Origin of the sequence: Streptomyces sp. SolWspMP-5a-2 (genome assembly GCF_900091845.1) — a bacterium.
GTDB lineage: Bacteria > Actinomycetota > Actinomycetes > Streptomycetales > Streptomycetaceae > Streptomyces > Streptomyces doudnae.
Map to the genome: position 1 here is coordinate 1 of NZ_FMCI01000147.1, position 17016 is coordinate 17016.

The 17016-nt window shown below is 74.7% G+C and carries 14 protein-coding genes and 1 pseudogene; 5 read left to right on the top strand and 10 right to left on the bottom strand.

What is annotated here, in order from left to right; genetic code table 11:
• Positions 1-76 precede the first annotated feature (76 nt).
• Positions 77-2344, bottom strand: a complete 2268-nt coding sequence (locus tag GA0115242_RS14355; protein ID WP_093828328.1) for a M4 family metallopeptidase — start codon at positions 2342-2344, stop codon at positions 77-79.
• A gap of 531 nt (positions 2345-2875) precedes the next feature.
• Here GA0115242_RS14355 and GA0115242_RS14360 point away from each other — a divergent pair.
• Together GA0115242_RS14360 and GA0115242_RS14365 are read left to right on the top strand one after the other, a co-directional pair.
• Positions 2876-3250 carry a hypothetical protein gene (locus GA0115242_RS14360; RefSeq protein WP_093828330.1) on the top strand — a complete coding sequence of 125 codons (375 nt, stop codon included), beginning with the start codon at positions 2876-2878 and terminating at the stop codon, positions 3248-3250.
• 226 nt (positions 3251-3476) lie between these two features.
• Positions 3477-3938, top strand: coding sequence for a hypothetical protein (locus GA0115242_RS14365; protein WP_237549048.1), 462 nt, complete (start codon positions 3477-3479; stop codon positions 3936-3938).
• A gap of 55 nt (positions 3939-3993) precedes the next feature.
• Here the strand turns inward: GA0115242_RS14365 and GA0115242_RS14370 are convergent, their stop codons facing one another.
• The 9 genes and pseudogenes from GA0115242_RS14370 to GA0115242_RS14405 form a co-directional block, all read right to left on the bottom strand.
• Positions 3994-4980 (bottom strand): MASE1 domain-containing protein, encoded by a 987-nt coding sequence (locus GA0115242_RS14370; RefSeq protein ID WP_093828334.1) that lies wholly within the window; start codon positions 4978-4980, stop codon positions 3994-3996.
• Between the two features lie 87 nt (positions 4981-5067).
• Positions 5068-5898 carry a PP2C family protein-serine/threonine phosphatase gene (locus GA0115242_RS14375; protein WP_093828336.1) on the bottom strand — a complete coding sequence of 277 codons (831 nt, stop codon included), beginning with the start codon at positions 5896-5898 and terminating at the stop codon, positions 5068-5070.
• Between the two features lie 107 nt (positions 5899-6005).
• Positions 6006-7646 (bottom strand): phosphoglucomutase (alpha-D-glucose-1,6-bisphosphate-dependent), encoded by a 1641-nt coding sequence (pgm, locus tag GA0115242_RS14380; protein ID WP_093828338.1) that lies wholly within the window; start codon positions 7644-7646, stop codon positions 6006-6008.
• Positions 7647-7772: 126 nt separating this feature from the next.
• Positions 7773-8945: a serine hydrolase domain-containing protein gene (locus tag GA0115242_RS14385; RefSeq protein WP_093828340.1), complete on the bottom strand. Its 1173-nt coding sequence runs from the start codon at positions 8943-8945 to the stop codon at positions 7773-7775.
• 109 nt (positions 8946-9054) lie between these two features.
• A complete protein-coding gene (locus GA0115242_RS42455; RefSeq protein ID WP_346013143.1) occupies positions 9055-9792 on the bottom strand; it encodes a hypothetical protein in 738 nt (245 codons plus the stop codon).
• A gap of 232 nt (positions 9793-10024) precedes the next feature.
• Positions 10025-10801: pseudogene (locus GA0115242_RS42460) on the bottom strand (serine/threonine-protein kinase); the annotation flags it as partial.
• A gap of 54 nt (positions 10802-10855) precedes the next feature.
• Positions 10856-11308 carry a flavodoxin family protein gene (locus GA0115242_RS14395; protein WP_093828443.1) on the bottom strand — a complete coding sequence of 151 codons (453 nt, stop codon included), beginning with the start codon at positions 11306-11308 and terminating at the stop codon, positions 10856-10858.
• A gap of 51 nt (positions 11309-11359) precedes the next feature.
• Positions 11360-12271: a YegS/Rv2252/BmrU family lipid kinase gene (locus GA0115242_RS14400; protein WP_093828342.1), complete on the bottom strand. Its 912-nt coding sequence runs from the start codon at positions 12269-12271 to the stop codon at positions 11360-11362.
• A gap of 46 nt (positions 12272-12317) precedes the next feature.
• Positions 12318-13910 carry an FAD-binding oxidoreductase gene (locus tag GA0115242_RS14405; RefSeq protein WP_093828344.1) on the bottom strand — a complete coding sequence of 531 codons (1593 nt, stop codon included), beginning with the start codon at positions 13908-13910 and terminating at the stop codon, positions 12318-12320.
• Positions 13911-13981: 71 nt separating this feature from the next.
• Here GA0115242_RS14405 and GA0115242_RS14410 point away from each other — a divergent pair, with 71 nt between their 5' ends.
• From GA0115242_RS14410 to GA0115242_RS14420, 3 genes are all read left to right on the top strand, one after another.
• A complete protein-coding gene (locus GA0115242_RS14410; protein ID WP_093828346.1) occupies positions 13982-14602 on the top strand; it encodes a TetR/AcrR family transcriptional regulator in 621 nt (206 codons plus the stop codon).
• On the top strand, positions 14599-16167 hold the full coding sequence (locus tag GA0115242_RS14415) for a glycerol-3-phosphate dehydrogenase/oxidase (RefSeq protein ID WP_093828348.1): 1569 nt from the start codon (positions 14599-14601) through the stop codon (positions 16165-16167). Before GA0115242_RS14410 ends, GA0115242_RS14415 begins: the two co-directional genes overlap by 4 nt.
• Before the next feature lie 539 nt (positions 16168-16706).
• Positions 16707-16988: a hypothetical protein gene (locus tag GA0115242_RS14420; protein WP_093828350.1), complete on the top strand. Its 282-nt coding sequence runs from the start codon at positions 16707-16709 to the stop codon at positions 16986-16988.
• The last annotated feature ends 28 nt before the right edge of the window (positions 16989-17016 follow it).

The window sequence follows — 17016 nt, forward strand, 5'->3', positions numbered from 1 at the left end:
CGGTCCGCCGGGGACCGCCGGGGCCTCGGGGACCGTCAGGAACCCTCGGGGTCCGTCAGGGGATCCCCCGGGACCGTCAGGGGATCAGGTACCACTTCTCCAGGTAGCCGACGTCGATCGACGCCCGGTCCTGGACCCGCAGCTTCCAGGTGCCGTCGACGGGCTGGGCCGAGGCGTCGACCGTGAAGGTCTGGTCGACGTTGTCGGCGGAGCCGCCGCTGCGGTTGAGCAGGGAGTAGACCGTGCCGTTCGGCCCGACGAGGTCGACGGTCAGGTCGCCCCGGTAGGTGTGCACGATCTTGACGTAGACCTCGGTGGTCGCCGAGGCGTTGCCGCCGCGCCCGGACACGGTCACCGGGGACTCCACGGCCGCTCCGGCGTCGGGGATGTCGATCCGGGTGCCGTTGGCGTAGAGGTGGGCCACCCGCCAGGTGAAGGAGCGGGTCGCGGTGGAGCCGGTCCCGTCGGTCACCGTCACGGAGACGGTGCTGGTGCCGGCCGTGGTCGGGCTGCCGGTGATCAGGCCGTCGGCGTCGATGGCGAGCCCGTCGGGCAGGCCGGTCGCCTCGTAGGTCAGCGCGGAGCCGGTGTGGGTGGTGTACGCCTCCACCCGGAGCGAGACGGCGTCACCGACACCGCTCGTCTGGTTGGCGGTCGCGGCGATGTTGACGCCCTCCGCGATCCGCTGGCCGACGTTGATCCCGGCCCACGCGTCGGAGACCGCGAGGTAGGTCGGGCTGTAGGCGCCGAACAGGTCGGCCGCGGCCTGGAGGGTGGCGGTGCGGGCGCCCGCGTAGTTGGTCGACGACGTCATGTACGTGGTGAGCGCCCGGTACCAGATCTGCTGGGCGTTCTCGATGCCTATCCCGGTGACCGGGAGGCCGTCGGAGGTCGGGCTGTCGTAGGCGACGCCGTTGACGGTCTTGGCGCCGCTGCCCTCCGACAGCAGGTAGAAGAAGTGGTTGGCGGGACCGGACGAGTAGTGCACGTCGATGCCGCCGAGCGAGGCGTCCCACGCGTCGCGGGAGGTGCCGTCCCGCGACGGCTTGTCCATGTACCGCAGCGGGGTGCCGTTGCCGTTGATGTCGATCTTCTCGCCGACGAAGTAGTCCGGGACGTCGGCGGGCAGGTCGGCGTGGAACTCCACGGCGGCGGCGAAGATGTCGGAGGTCGCCTCGTTCAGGCCGCCCGACTCGCCGGAGTAGGTCAGGCCCGCGGTCGCGCTGGTGACGCCGTGGCTCATCTCGTGCGCGGCGACGTCCAGGGCGGTCAGCGGGTGGGTGTTGCCCGAGCCGTCCCCGTAGGTCATGCAGAAGCAGGAGTCGGACCAGAAGGCGTTGACGTAGTTGTTGCCGTAGTGGGCCCGGCTGTACGCGGCGACGCCGTCGTTGCGGATGCCGTTGCGGCCGAAGACGTCCTTGTAGTAGTCCCAGGTGGCCGCGGCGCCGAAGGCCACGTCCACGCCGGCGGTCTGCCGGTTGCTCTGGGTGCCGTCACCCCAGACATCGTTGTCATCGGTGAAGAGGGTGCCCGTGCCCGACGTCCCCTGGTTGAGGTCGTAGGTGCGGTGGCCCGCCCGGTCGCCGTCGACGAGCTGGTACGTGGATCCGGAGAGCGTGGTGCTCAGCGGGACCGTGCCGCTGAACTGGCCGGTTCCGGTGCCGGTCTGGACGCCCTCGTAGCTGAACAGCTCCTTGCCGGTGGCCGCGTCGGTGACGACGTGCAGCTCGCTCGGGGTGTCGTCGTGCTGGAGGCCGCCGACCACGGACTCCCAGGCGAGGGTGGGCCGGTCGGCGTCCCCGGCCCAGACCACCAGACGGGGCGCGGTGTCGATCGCGGCGTCCTGCGCGTCGGCCTTCCTCGCGGCGGCGAGCGCCTTGCCCCGCGCGGTGGCGGCGCTGACCTTCGGGGTGAGGGTCGGCACGGTGACCGTGGCGTCGGTCGCCTCGGAGGTGGTGGTCCTGCCGTTCCTGACGTGCACCACCAGGTCGCCGCCGAGGACGGGGAGCCCGGCGTAGGTCCGCTCGTAGCGGGTGTGGACGGTGCCGTCGGCGTCCTGGAGGACGTCCTTGACGACGAGCTTCTCCTTGGCGCCGAGCCCGAGGGTCCTGGCGGTGGCGGCGGCGTCGGCGGTGGCGCCCTTGATGAGGGTGGCGCGCCGGGCCGGGGTGAGGTGGGCCGGGGCGGCGCCCGCCCTCGGGGTGGCGCGGATCGTGTCGCGGGCGGCCGGGGCCGCGCCCGCGGTGCCGGTCTGGACGCCGGTGGCGAGCAGGGTGCCGATGGCGGTGAGGGCGAGGGTCAGCGCGTATCTGGAACGGTGTGAGGGACGGTGTTGCCGCGACAAGGTGTTCTCCTTCGCTGCGGTCGGCCTCGGATGGAGGCCGGGAAGAGCGGTCGGCCGGGGGTGGCCGTCCGACGGCACGCGGGTGCGGCACGCGGCACGGGCGGACACCGGGAGGCGTCCGCGGGCCCGGCCGCGCGGGAAAGGAGGTGGGGGGCGGGAGGAGGTGGGGGATGCGCGAGGTGTGGGGGTTGTGTATGCGAGGTGAACTCGCGGACAGAAGACTGACATCCCGCCCACAGGATTGTCATGAAGGCGACAAGATAACGGCTGGAATTGGCGCTTCCGCGCTGCGCGTTCGGCGATCCGATGACCGGAACCGGCGGTTCGGGCACGGCCGGGCACAGGTCGCCAACTTCCTTCTACAGAAGGCCACTTCACGACATCGGAACGGTCACTTGACGCCACGTTCCGACCAACCTCCGCCAGTCCCGAAGACGTTCGGCATATGCCGGTTCGGCATGCCTACCGTCCCGGCACGAGGTGGTCCGGCCACCGCCGGGGCACCGCAGCCGACGACCAAGGGGAGGTTCCATGGCGAACGTGGAAGTGTCGATGAAGGAGCTGATGACTTCCGTCGAGGGAGCGCTGGGGGTGGCCGTGGTCGACTACACCAGCGGGATGGCCCTGGGCACGCTGGGCGGGAGCAAGGACCTGGACCTCAACATCGCCGCCGCCGGGAACACCGACGTGGTCCGCGCCAAGGTGCGCACGATGCAGCACCTCGGCCTCACCAGTGGCATCGAGGACATCGTGATAACCCTCGACGCCCAGTACCACCTGATCCGGCTGGTGACCGGACGCGACGGGAACGGGCTGTTCCTGTACCTGGTCGTCGACAAGAGCCGCTCGAACCTGGCGATGGCCCGCCACCAGCTCCGCCGCGTCGAGGGCGAACTGGAGATCTAGTCCCGGCCCCGCGTTCCGCCCCGCCGGGCCGGGCGTCCGCGCTGTGAAGACTTCTTCAGGTCACCCCGGCGGCCCGGTCGCCCGGCCGCCGCGCGGGGCGGGCGCGGGCGGCGGCCCGGCGCCCTGCTCCGTTCGAGTGGTGCGGGACCGCGCCCGGCCTTAGCGTCGGAACCACGATCGGACTACCGCCGGTGCCGCGAGGCACGGGCCGGGAGCGAATATGGTCATGCGCACACTCACCACGGCCGTCGCCCTCTGCTGCGGCGCGTCGCTCGCCGCCTCCGCGGCACCTGCCTTCGCCGCCACGACGGCGACGCCGGCCTCCGCCCACGTCAGCCACCAGCGGTACCGGAACCCGGTGCTGGTGGACTGCCAGAACCAGTCCACCGTCCGCCCCACCGCCCTGATCATCGCCTGCGGCGACGGCAACAGCAGGCTGGAGTCGCTGCACTGGACACGCTGGGGCCCGAACGGAGCGCGCGGCGAGGGCGTGAACGTGGTCAACGACTGCAAGCCCTACTGCGCGGCGGGCACCTTCCACTCGTACCCCGTGGTGGTGCGCCTGGCGAACACCCAGCCGTGGAAGAACCGCGGCCAGGGAGCGGTCTTCACGCAGATGACCCTGACCTACCCGGGCGAGCGGCCCTCGGTCTACCAGCAGTCGGTAACCCTGCCGCTCGGGCGCTGACGCGGACGCCGCCTCGGCGGCACGTGCGAGAACGGGTGGCAGGAAGCAGGAACGATCACGTCCGGGGACGGCGCGCGGGAGGCGGCCGTCCCTGCGGCGTCTCCCCGGCCGTCAGGTGGTCGAGGACCTCCATCAGCTCCTCGCAGGCGTGTTCCACCGAGCGCCGGGTGTTGCGCTGCTCGGCGATGAGCGCGGAGAGCAGCAGCGCGGTCAGGGCCATGGTGCCGTTGAACGCCTGGAGCTTGATCATCACCTCGACGCTGGTCAGGTGGACGAACGGGCCCGATCCGCCGGTCGCCGCGTCGGTGGTCATGACGGAGGCGAACAGGGCGCAGAGCATGCTGCCGACGAGCTGGAAGCGCAGCGCCGCCCAGATCAGCAGCGGGTAGATCAGAAAGAGCAGGCTCAGGGTGGACCGGGTGGCGACCGGGACCAGGACGCAGACGATGAGCGTCAGACCGAGCGCCTCCCTCCAGCGGCCCAGGTCGGGGCGGGCGCGGACGCCGAGGGCGAGCAGCAGCACGGGGGTGACGAGCAGGACGCCCATCGCGTCGCCGACCCACCAGGCGAGCCAGACGGCCCAGAAGCCGCCGGGGTCCAGCTTGCCGGTGAGCACGAGCAGTCCGGCGCCGATGGTGGCGCTGATCAGCATGGCGCCCAGCGCGCCGAGGAAGACCAGGGCGACGCCGTCGCGCAGCCGGGCGAGGTTGATGCGGAAGCCGACCCTGCGCAGCATGAGGCAGGCGCAGACGGGGGCGAGGGTGTTGCCGACGACGGTGCCGATCACGGAGGGGCCGGGGGTGATGATCGACCAGACGACCAGCAGGGCGCCGATGGCGATGCCGAGCCAGCTCCGCAGGCCGTACAGGAGGAGGCAGGCGACGGCTACTCCGGTGGGCGGCCAGATGGGGGTGACCACGGCGCCCTCGACGGTGAGCTGGCGCACCAGTCCGAGCCGTCCGGCCGCGAAGTAGCAGGCGGCGACGGTCAGCGTCTGGACGGCGAACACGACCGGTCGCCGCAGCTGCTGGGTATCCACCACAGCAGCCATCAGACACCGGCCGCCCGCGGTCGGCCACACGAGCGGCCCGGTCGGCGGCCCCGGTGTCCGCCGTCCGGGCGACGCGGGTCAGGTGCCGGCGGTGAGCCCGTCGTGGCGGACGACCAGGACCGCCGCGTCGTCCTCGTGGCCGACCGTCTCGGCCATCCTGATCACGCTGGAGGCGAGCGTGCCCGCCTCCAGGCCCGCGACGGCGGCGATCCCGGCCAGCCGCACCACCTGGCCGAGGCCCTCGTCGAGGCTGAGCGAGGGGCCTTCGACCACGCCGTCGGTGAGCAGCACGAAGACGCCTCCGGTGGTGAGCCGGTGACGGGTGACGGGGTACTCCATGCCCCGGCCGACGCCGAGGGGCGGGCCGCCCTCGCCGTCGTCGACGCCCGCCCTGCCGTCGGCGGTGGCCCAGATGTGCGGTATGTGGCCCGCGCGGGCGCTCTCCAGGACGCCGGTGGCCGGGTCGAGGCGGATGAAGGTGCAGGTGGCGAAGAGGTCGGTGCCGAGCGAGAGCAGCAGGTCGTTGGTTCTGGCGAGGAGTTCGCCTGGCTCGCTGGTGACCGAGGCCAGGGCGCGCAGACCGACCCTGACCTGGCCCATGAAGGCGGCGGCCTCGATGTTGTGGCCCTGGACGTCGCCGATGGACAGGCCGATCCGTCCGTCGGGCATGGTGAAGGCGTCGTACCAGTCCCCGCCGACGTTGAGGCCGTGGTTGGCGGGGGCGTAGCGGACGGCCAGGCGCACGCCGAGGACGCCGGGCAGGTCCCGGGGGAGCATGCCGCGCTGGAGGGCGACGGCCAGCTCGACCCGGGAGCGTTGCAGCTCGGCGAGTTCGCGTGCCTGGGCGGTCAGCGATCCGAGCCTGGCCAGCAGCTCGTCGCCGTCGTCCGTTGGACCCTTGCGGGACATTGATCACTCCGGCGGGGACGGTTGCCCTCTCAGGTTAGATCATCCTCTTTCCTTACAAACGGGACACGGGGCGGCGGACCCCGTGTCCACCGGCCCCCGTCGCCCGGTCAGCCGCCCAGCGCGGCCCGCACCACGTCCTTGGCCTCGTCCTGGACCCGGCGCAGATGGTCGGGGCCCTGGAAGGACTCGGCGTAGATCTTGTAGACGTCCTCGGTGCCGGAGGGCCGGGCCGCGAACCAGGCGTTCTCCGTCGTCACCTTGATTCCGCCGATCGGGGCACCGTTGCCGGGCGCCTCGGTGAGCACCCCGGTGACGGCCTCCCCGGCGAGGGTGTCGGCCCCGACCTGCGCGGGCGAGAGCTTCCCGAGCAGCGCCTTCTCCTCGCGGGTCGCGGGGGCGTCGATGCGCGCGTAGGCGGGGTCGCCGAACCGGCCGGTGAGCGCCGCGTAGTGCTCGGACGGCGTCTTCCCGGTCACCGCGAGGATCTCCGAGGCGAGCAGCGCGAGAAGGATGCCGTCCTTGTCGGTGGTCCACACCGAGCCGTCCCGGCGCAGGAAGGACGCCCCGGCCGACTCCTCGCCGCCGAAGCCGAGGGAGCCGTCGGCCAGCCCGTCGACGAACCACTTGAAGCCGACGGGCACCTCGACGAGCGGGCGGCCCAGGTCGGCGGCGACCCGGTCGATCATGGAGGACGACACCAGGGTCTTGCCGATGCCGGTGCCGGCCGGCCACTGCTCGCGGTGCCGGTAGAGGTAGGCGATGGCGGCGGCCAGGTAGTGGTTGGGGTTCATCAGACCGGCGTCCGGGGTGACGATGCCGTGCCGGTCGGCGTCGGCGTCGTTGCCGGTGGCGATCTGGAACCGGTCGCGCTGCCCGATGAGGGAGGCCATGGCGTACGGCGACGAGCAGTCCATGCGGATCTTGCCGTCCCAGTCCAGCGTCATGAACCGCCAGGTGGGGTCGGTGAGCGGGTTGACCACCGTGAGGTCGAGGCGGTGCTCCTCGGCGATCCGGCCCCAGTAGGCGACGGAGGCACCGCCGAGCGGGTCGGCGCCGATGCGGACCCCGGCGGCGCGGACCGCGTCGAGGTCGAGGACGTTCGGCAGGTCGGCGACGTACGCGCCGAGGAAGTCGTGGCGGCCGGTGGTGGGGGCGGCCAGGGCGCGGGTGTACGGGACGCGGCGGACGTCCTTGAGGCCCGCGGCGATCAGCTCGTTGGCCCGGTCCTGGATCCACGAGGTGGCGTCGGACCCGGCCGGGCCGCCGCTGGGCGGGTTGTACTTGAAGCCGCCGTCGCCGGGCGGGTTGTGCGAGGGGGTGACGACGACGCCGTCGGCGAGGCCGGAGGCGCGGCCCCGGTTGTGGGTGAGGATCGCGTGCGAGACCGCGGGGGTGGGCGTGTAGCCGTCCGCGTCGTCGACGAGGACCGTGATCCCGTTGGCGGCGAACACCTCGAGGGCGGTGACCCGGGCGGGCTCGGACAGGGCGTGGCTGTCGGCGCCCAGGAACAGCGGCCCGTCGGTGCCCTGGCGGGCCCGGTACTCGCAGATGGCCTGGCTGGTGGCGGCGATGTGGTCGTCGTTGAACGCCGTCGCCAGGGACGAGCCGCGGTGCCCCGAGGTGCCGAAGGCGACGCGCTGGCCGGGGTCCGCGGGGTCGGGGCGCAGTGCGTAGTAGGCGGTGACCAGCCGGGCCACGTCGACGAGGTCCTCGGCTCCCGCGGGACGGCCCGCTCGCTCGTGCTGCATCTGCCCGCTCCTCCACTCGGTCGTTCACATCGGTTGCCCCGTCATCCTCCCCCGTCACCCCTGACCGCCGCGAGTGGCCCCCGGCGGCCGGGACCCGCGCGCACGGCGGGGGTGACGGCGCTGCTGTCAGCGGCGGTTGAGCAGCGCGCAGACGAAGTCCTCCTGGACGGCGCGGAGTCGGCGCAGCAGGTCGGGGGCGGTGGACTCGTTGATCTGCCGGGTGACGGAGAAGGTCAGCGAGCGGCGGCCGTCCGGGGTGGCGGCGATCAGCTGGGTGTAGCCGGGGAAGTTCCCGGTGTGGCCGAGGACCGTCCCGCACCGGGTGCCGTAGCGGAAGAGGCCGAGCCCGGCGGCGTTGCGTCCGGGTCCCGCGGGCTCGGAGGCACCGGCGATCCAGCGGCGCTGTTCCCGGGTCACGGGGGCGCCGTACAGGGCGCCGCCGGTGTAGCCGCGGACGAAGCGGGTCAGGTCGGCGGGCGTCGAGACGATCCCGCCGGAGGCCCACACCCCGGAGGCGCCGAGCACCTCGCTGACGTCCTCGGGGGCGGCGGGCGGTGCGACGTCGTAGCCGTGCAGGTACGGCCGGGGCAGCCGGTACCCCTGGGGCAGGGTGGTGTCGCGCAGCCCGAGCGGCCGGTCGACGAGGATCTTCAGCAGCTCCTCGTACGGCGTCCCGGTCGCGGACTCGGCCATCAGGGCGACGGCGATGTTGTCGGAGTTGGAGTACCGGTAGCGGCTGCCGGGGCGGAAGCCGAGGGGGTCGCCCGCCACGTAGTCGAGGAGGCGGCGGGAGTCGAAGCGGTGGTGCGGGTCGGTCGTGACCTGGCGCACGAAGGCGGGGCTGAGGGTGTAGTCGGGCAGGCCGCTGGTGTGCTGGAGCAGTTGGCGCAGCGTCACCCGGTGCCAGGCGCGGGGCAGCTCGGGCAGGCGCCGGCCCACGGTGTCGTCGAGGCCGAGGGCCTGACGGTCGACCAGGCTGAGGGCGACGGCCGCGCTGAACGCCTTGGCGGTGCTGGCGATGCGCATGTGGTCGCCGGTGCGGGGCGGGCGGCCGGTGGCGAGGTCGGCGGTGCCCGCGCGGACGACCCGGGTGCCCTTCTCGTCGCGCAGGACGGCGATGAGTCCCGGCGGTCCGTCGGGGGCGCCGACGAACTCCCGCGCCAGCCGCTGGAGTCGGCCGTCGGACGGGTCGGCGGGGGCGGCGGCGCGCGCGGTGGCCGGGGCGAGGGCGGTGAGGCAGGCGGCGACGGCGCAGACGGCGGTCAGTCGGGTGCGGGAGGGGGTGGCGCGACGGGGCATCGGGTCTCCGGGAGCGGCGGGGCGGTGCGGGCAGGGCCAGCCTGTCCCGCGGCCGCCGCGTCGGCCTCCCCCGCTGCTGCAACCGGCCCAACGACCGTTGCGCGCACGGTCAGTCGTCGAACGGGCGCTCCTCGACGAGCTTGCCCTTGGGGTCGGCGATCAGGTAGCCGACCTCCTGGTACTCGTTGGTGAGGTAGATCATCATCCCGGCCGGGGTGCCGAAGGTGCTGTCCGCCTCCCGGAGCACCAGGTAGCGGTTGGTCGGCTTGCTGACCTTGAGGTCCTTCTCGGCCTTGGCGAGCAGCGCGGGCACCGTGTCCCAGTCGTACTCCTTGAGATCCGTGGCCTTCTCGTCGCCGGAGAGGCTGCCGCTGATGATGCCCTTGGTGACGCCGCTGCCGGTGCGGTAGGTGTAGGTGTCGTAGCGGTTCCTGCTGCCGGAGACCATCGCCCGCACCGAGACGAACTCGGGGTAGACGGTGAGGTCGGTGAACATCGTCCGGCCGGTGTCCTTCTGGATCGCCTTGATCGCGGTCCTGATGCCGTCGGGGCTGAGCAGTCCGTACGTCGTGGCGGCGGCTTCGGAGGCGGTCGCCTTCGGGCTCGCGGTGGAGCCGCCCTTGTCCGAGCCGGTGGACGGGGTGCGCTTGCCGGTGCTCGCGCCGGGCGAGGTGCTCGCCCCGGAGCCGGGTGAGGCGGAGTTGCCCTTGCCGTGGTCGTCCGGCAGCACCGTGTAGAGGACGCCGCCGACCACGACGGCGCCCACGGCCCCGGAGGCGATCAGCGCGCGCCGCACCCGTCCCGGGCGCCGGGCGGGGGGCGGCGGCACGAAGGTGACCAGGGGCACGGGGCCGGACGCGGGCGGCTGTCCCGGGGGCGCCAGGGGGTAGGAGGTGAGCGGCTGGTGGGGTCCCGTGGTGGGCGCGGGCGGCGCGTCGGCGCGGCCCGGAGCAGGCGTGGGCGCCGGGGGCCGGTCCTCGGGGTGCCGGGTCGGTGACGGCGGCCAGCATCCGGTCGACGGTCCCGGCGTCCGGGCGGGCGGCCGGGTCGCGCACCAGCAGCCGCAGCAGGACCGGGGCCAGCGCTCCGGCCCGCGCGGGCGGCGGGACCTCCTCGCGGATGACGGCGGCGAGCGTCGCGAGCGTCGTCCCCCGGCGCAGCGGGTGCCGTCCCTCGACGGCCTCGTAGAGCATCATCGCGAGGGACCAGAGGTCGGCGGCCGGTCCCCCGGCCTCGCCGATCACCCGCTCAGGGGCCATGTAGTCGGGGGTGCCGATGATGGAGCCGGTGGCGGTGAGGGCGGTGGACTCGCGGATCGCGGCGATGCCGAAGTCGGTGAGGACGGGCCTGCCGTCGGTGCGCAGCAGGACGTTGGCCGGTTTCACGTCGCGGTGCTGGACGCCGGTGGCGTGGGCGGCGCGCAGGGCGTCCAGGACGCCCCGGCCGACCCGGGCCGCCTCGGCGGGTGACATCGGGCCGCGGGCGAGGCGGTCGGCGAGCGAGCCGCCCTCGACCAGTTCCATGACGATCCACGGGTAGGTGCCCTCGCCGCCGTCGACGATGTGGTGGATCGTCACCACGTTCGGGTGCTGGACCCTGGCCAGCGCGCGGGCCTCGCGCAGCACGCGTTCGCGCAGCGACCTGGCCGACGCCGGGTCGTACTCGGCGAGGCCCGGGTCGGCGGGCCTGACCTCCTTGACGGCCACGCTGCGGTGCAGCAGCAGGTCACTGGCCCGCCACACGGTGCCCATGCCTCCGCCGCCGAGCCTCGCCTCCAGTGCGAAGCGCCCGTCGACCACGCGTCTGCCGCTGTCCCCCTCGTTCATGGCGAGGAGCTTAGAGCCTGGCTCGGACATCGGGTGCGGGCACCCCCGGGTGGTGCGGGCGCCGCGGGCGGGGCGCGCGACCTGTCAGTCCGTCAGGCCCGCGGCCAGGACGGCTCCCAGCTCGCGGCAGGACTCCAGGTCCTGCCGGGACGGGGTGCCGGTGACGGTCACGGGTGCGGCCGCCGCCCGCCAGCCGAGGCCCCCGGCGATCGACCCGACGGCGCGCACGGCGCCGGTGACGTCGCTGCCGCCGTGCACCCAGCAGCCGTAGGGGCGGCCCCGGGTGGCGTCCAGGCACGGGTAGTAGACCTGGTCGAAGAAATGCTTGAGGGCGCCGGACATGTAGCCGATGGCGGCCGGGGTGCCCAGCAGGCAGGCGTCGGCGGCCAGGACGTCGGAGGCGGTGGCCGAGAGGGCGGGGCGGCGGACGACGTCGACGCCCTCGATCTCCGGCGCGGTGGCCCCGGCGACGACGGCCTCCAGGAGCGCCTGGCAGTTCGGGGAGGGCGTGTGATGGACGATCAGGAGGGTGGGCACGCCGAGCACTCTAAGGGGTGGTGCGCGCGGACGTGTCCGGACCGTCCCTGGTCAGGGGCGGGTTCCGGGCGGCCGCGGGGTGCCGTACAGGACGCGCAGGGCGCCCGGCAGCACCCTGGCCGTCACCGGCAGGACGGCGTCGACCTCGCCGTCCGCGCCGTAGGGGATCTCCCGGTCGGCGGATATGCGGACCTCGCGGCCGCGCAGGATCTCCACCTGGGGCCGGTGCACGTGGGCGCCCGTGGTCAGGTCGTTCATCAGGGCGAAGAAGAGGCGGCGGGGCGCGTCGCGGATCAGGACGACGTCCAGGAGTCCGTCGTCGACCCGGGCGTCGGGGGCGACGGCCCGGCCGGAGCCGTAGTAGCCGGAGTTGGCGGCGACCACGGTGTAGCCGGTGTGCGGGTGCTCGGTGCCGTCCACGGTGACCCGGTAGCGGGCCGCCCGCCAGGTGGCGACGGCGCGCAGGCCGCCCGCGTAGTAGGAGGCGGCGCCGCGCAGCAGCCGGGACCGGTTGGCGTGCAGGTTGGCGAGCGCGTCGACCCCGGCGTAGACGCTGCCGAGGACGACGGCGCGGTCGTGGACGGCGGAGCTGACCTCGACGGTGTCGACCGGGCGCGGGGTGCCGTGCAGCAGGACGTCCGCCAACTCCCCGGGGTCGGACGGCAGTCGCAGGGCGCGCGCGAAGTCGTTGCCGCGTCCGGCCGGGACCAGGCCGAGGACGCCGCCGGTGCCGCTGAGGGCGCCGCCGATGCCGCCCGCGATGCCGTCGCCGCCGACGGCGAGCACCACCCGGCCCCGCGCCCCGGCCTCGCGGGCGAGGTCCTTCGCGTGGTCGAGGCTGCCGCTGTAGGCGGTCTCCAGCTCCGCGCCCGCCTCCCGCAGCCGCCGGGCGACGGCGAGCAGCGCGGCGGCACCGGCCGCTCGGCCCGCGGTGGGGTTGACGACGGCGGTGAACTGTCGCATCGGTGCGCCTCCAGGGGCGGGCGGAGTCGGGGGCGGGCGGTGGTGGTCAGTCGAGGGGCAGCAGGACACCGGGGTTGAGGACACCCGCCGGGTCGAGCCGCCGCTTCACGGCGCGCAGCGCCCCGATCCCGAGCGGGCCCGCCTCGTCGAGGTAGGCGTCGCGGTGGTCGGTGCCGACGCCGTGGTGGTGGCTGATGGTGCCACCGGCGGCGAGGATCGCGTCGTTCGCGGCGCGTTTGGCGCGCGCCCAGTGGGCGAGGGGTTCGTCGCCCTGGGCGCTGACGACGGTGAAGTAGAGGGAGGCGCCGTTCTCGTAGACGTGCGAGATGTGGCACATGACCAGGGGCGGGGTGCCCGCCTCGGTGAGCGTGCCGGTGAGCGCGGCGCGGACGGCGGCGTACAGCTCGGGCACCCGGGACCAGAAGGCCGCCGTCTCCAGGGTCTCGGCGAAGGCGCCCGCGTCGAGGAGCGCGTCGCGCAGGTAGGGCGCCGTGTAGCGGCCGTGCGCCCAGCGCTCCCCCGGTTCCCCGCCCAGCGGTGTGCCGCCGCAGGCCCGCAGCACGGCGGCCGCGTGCCGCTGCCGGTGGTCGGTGTCCTCGGCGGTGCCCTCGTACCCGGCGACGGCGGTGCAGCCCGCGGCGGGCGGCTCGGCGGCGCCGATCCCCTCGGGCTGGGCGAGGCCGACCAGGCTCTCGGTCTCGTCGGACAGGCGCAGCACGGTGGGGCGGGGGCCGTCCTGGGCGAGGCGGCGCAGGGCGGCGGCGCCCTCCTCGAAGGAGGCGAAGTGCCAGCCCTCGTAGCGGCGGACCTCGGGGACGGGCCTGACCCGGACGGTCACCGAGGTCAGGACGCCGAACGCGCCCTCGGAGCCGAGCAGGAGCTGGCGCAGGTCGGGTCCGGCGGCGGAGCGCGGGGCTCGGCCGGTGTCGAGGGTGCCCTCGGGGGTGGCGAGGGTGAGGCCGAGGACCATCTCGTCGAAGCGTCCGTACCCGGCGGACGCCTGGCCGCTGGAGCGGGTGGCGGCGAACCCGCCGATGGTGGCCCACTCCCAGGACTGCGGGAAGTGGCCGAGGGTGAAGCCGTGCGCGGCGAGCAGTTCCTCGGCGCGCGGGCCGCGCAGACCCGGCTGGAGGGTGGCGGTGCGGGAGACCGGGTCGACGGCCAGGAGGCGGTCCATCCGGCGCAGGTCGAGGGCGGCGAAGGGGCCGCGGCGGGCGGGGGCGAGGCCGCCGACGACGGAGGTGCCGCCGCCGAACGGCACCAGCGGCAGGCCGTGGCGCGCGCAGGTCCGCAGGACGGCGAGGACGTCGTCGTGGTCCTCGGGCAGCAGGACGGCGGCCGGGACGTCGGAGAGGTCGCCGTCGCGGATGCGCAGCAGGTCGGGGGTGGACTTGCCGCGGGTGTGCCGCACACGGGTCTCGGCGTCGGTGCGGACCCGGTCGGCGCCGCCGACGGCGGTGGTCAGGTCGTCCAGGACGGCGTCGGGCAGGTCGGGCGCGGGGACGTCGAGTGAGGCGAGGGCGCGGGGTCCGGCGGCACGGGGCCTGACCCCGAGCAGGTCGCGCAGCAGTCCGGTCACCGTCTCCGGGAGCGGTGCGGCCTCGGCCGGGTCGCCCCAGCCGCTCCAGAGCATGTCCATCGCGGTCGTCCTCACGGGTCGTGTCGGCGGTCGGGGCCGCTGGCGGCCTCAGGGGCGTTACACTGTGACACATGACGCCTATTCGTCACAACCATCCGGAGGGCGCGGGAAGCGCCTCCGAGAACGACCCGATCCTCGACGCCGTCCGCGACTGCGTCCTCGCCGTCGGGGTGCGCCGCACCACCCTCACCGACGTGGCCCGGCGGGCGGGCGTCTCCCGGATGACGCTCTACCGGCGCTGGCCCGACGTCCGCTCCCTGGTCGGCGACCTGATGACCCGTGAGTGGATCGCCGTCGCCACCGGCGCCCTGCCCGAGCGCGCCCCCGGCACCGCCGCCCGTGACCTGCTGGTGACCGGCCTGGTGGACGGCGTCCGCTCCTTCCGCGCCCACCCCCTCTTCCGCAAGATCGTCGACGTCGATCCCGAACTGCTGCTGCCGTACGTCCTCGACCGGCGTGGCGCCAGCCAGGAGGCGCTGCTCGCGCTGCTCTCCGGGGCGCTGCGGGAGGGGCACGCGGACGGCTCGGTACGGTCGGGACACCCCGAACGGCAGGCCCGCGCACTGCTGTTGACCGTGCAGTCGTTCGCCCTGTCCCTGCGCACCATGACCGACGCGTCGGACCCGGAGCTGTCCGCCGAGGCCCTTCTCGGGGAGCTGCGTTCCGTCCTGGAGAGGAGCCTCGCCCCGTGAACCGCCCCGGATCCTCGCTCTCCGCGGCCCGCCGCTCGCGCGAACTGGCCGCCACCGTCGGCGGTCCCGCGGTGGACGTCCTGGTCGTCGGCCTCGGCGCGACCGGCACCGGTGCCGCCCTCGACGCGGCGGCCCGGGGTCTGCGCGTCGCCGCGATCGACGCCCACGACCTGGCCTTCGGCACCTCCCGCTGGAGCAGCAAACTCGTCCACGGCGGCCTGCGGTACCTCGCCTCGGGCCAGGTGGACGTGGCGCACGAGAGCGCCGTCGAACGGGGCGTGCTGATGGAGCGCACCGCCCCGCACCTGGTCCGCGCCCAGCCCTTCGTGCTGCCGCTGACCCCGCTGGTCTCCCGGGGCCGGGCGGCGCTCACGCTGGCCGGGTTCCGGGCCGGTGACGGACTGCGCCTCGCCGCCCGCACCGCCCGCGCCACCCTGCCCCCGCCGCGCCGCCTCTCCCCGGTGGAGACCCGGCACCTCGCCCCGGCCCTGCGCACCGGCGGCCTCCGCGGCGGCCTGCTGTCCTGGGACGGCGGACTCACCGACGACGCCCGTCTGGTGACCGCCCTCGCCCGCACCGCCGCCGGACACGGCGCCCGGATCCTCACCCGGGTCAGGGCCCTCGGACTGACGGCGACCGGCGCCCGCGTCCGCGACGAACTCACCGGCGAGGAGGGCGAGATACGCGCCCGCGCGGTGGTGAACGCGTCCGGGGTCTGGGCGGGCGGCCTGGTCGACGGCATCCGGGTGCGGCCCTCGCGCGGCACCCATCTGGTGCTGCGCGCGGAGGCCATCGGCCCGCTCCCGGCCGGGCTGCACATCCCGGTCCCCGGCGAGAGCAACCGGTTCGTGCTGGTGCTGCCGCAGGACGACGGCCGGGTCTACGTCGGCCTCACCGACGAGCCGGTGACCGGCCCGGTCCCGGACGTGCCCGAGGTGCCGGAGGCGGACATCGGGTTCCTGCTCGACGTCCTCGGCTCCGTCCTCGACACCCCGGTGCGCCGGGCGGACGTGGTGGGCGCCTTCGCCGGACTGCGCCCGCTGCTCGACACCGGGCGGCCCGGACGGGACGGCGGCCGGGCCAAGACCTCCGACATCTCCCGCAGGCACGCGGTGCTGACCTCACCGGACGGCGTGGTCACCGTGGTCGGCGGCAAGCTCACCACCTACCGGCGGATGGCGCAGGACGCCGTCGACACGGCGGTCCGCGTCCGCGGCCTGGCCGCGGGGCCGTCCAGGACGACGGCGCTCCCGCTGGTCGGCGCCGCCCGGCCGGAGGTCCTCGCCGCGCTCCGGGCGCCCGCCCGGCTGGTCCGGCGGTACGGCACCGAGGCACCGGCGGTGCGGGCCCTGGCCGAGGCCGATCCCCGGCTCGCCGAGCGGGCGCACCCCGGCGGCCAGGTCACCGTCGCCGAACTGCTCTGGGCGGTCCGCCACGAGGGCGCCCTGGACGCAGCCGACCTGCTCGACCGCCGCACCCGCATCGGCCTGGTCGAGACCGACAGAACGGCAGCCCTGCCCGCGACGGAGACGGCACTGACATCCACGCCGACACCGGGGAACTGAGCGCCGGGGGCGTCGAGGGCGGGCGGGTCGAGGGGTGGGGGGATCAGGGAGGCGGGGGCGCCGGTCGGACGCCCGCAGGGGCAGGTGCTCCGGTCCACCCCCGGCCAGGGGGCAGGGGCTCCGAGCAAGCGCCTGGCCAGCGGGCGGGGCGCTCCCAACCGGCGTCCGGCCGGTAGACGGGGCCCGGGTCCGGCGCCTGACCGGCAGCGGAGGGCGCTCCCGTCCGACGTCCGACCAACGGGCGGGGGCTCCCGGCGAGCGCCTGACGGACAGGGGCTCCGCCGAGCGCCCGGCCAGGGGGTGGGACCACGGTCCGGTGCCTGGCCGGTGGGCGGGGTGTTCCCGTCCCGCGTGCCGTCGGCGGACCGGCGGGCTCCCGAGCCCCATGCCCCAGCGGGCACGCGGGCTCCCGCACGCGTCCCTGACCAGCGGGCGCGTCGGCTCCCGCACGTGTTCCGGACCCGGTGCCCGGCGGCGCTCGGCCCGCGTCGTCGTGCTCGACGCGCGGGACCGCGGAACCGTCCTTATGGTCATTACATATGACACACACTTTCGACGAACTGGTGGAGAAGCAGCGCGCCGCCGACCAGGCCCACACCCGGGTCGAGGAGCTGCGCGCCTCCTACGGGCCGCCGACGCACCAGGGCGGCTGGAGCGGACAGCAGTCCGACACGTACGAGACCGCGTGGCGTGCCTGGCGCGACCTGGCCCGCGAGGTCCAGTCGACGGTCGCCGAGTACGCGAAGGACGAGGGACGGCCGCGCGACACGGTCGAGACCGAGGTCAGGCAGGCCGTCAGACACTCACGCCCCGAGGTCTGAACGCCGACGGCCCGCCGGTGGTCCCCGT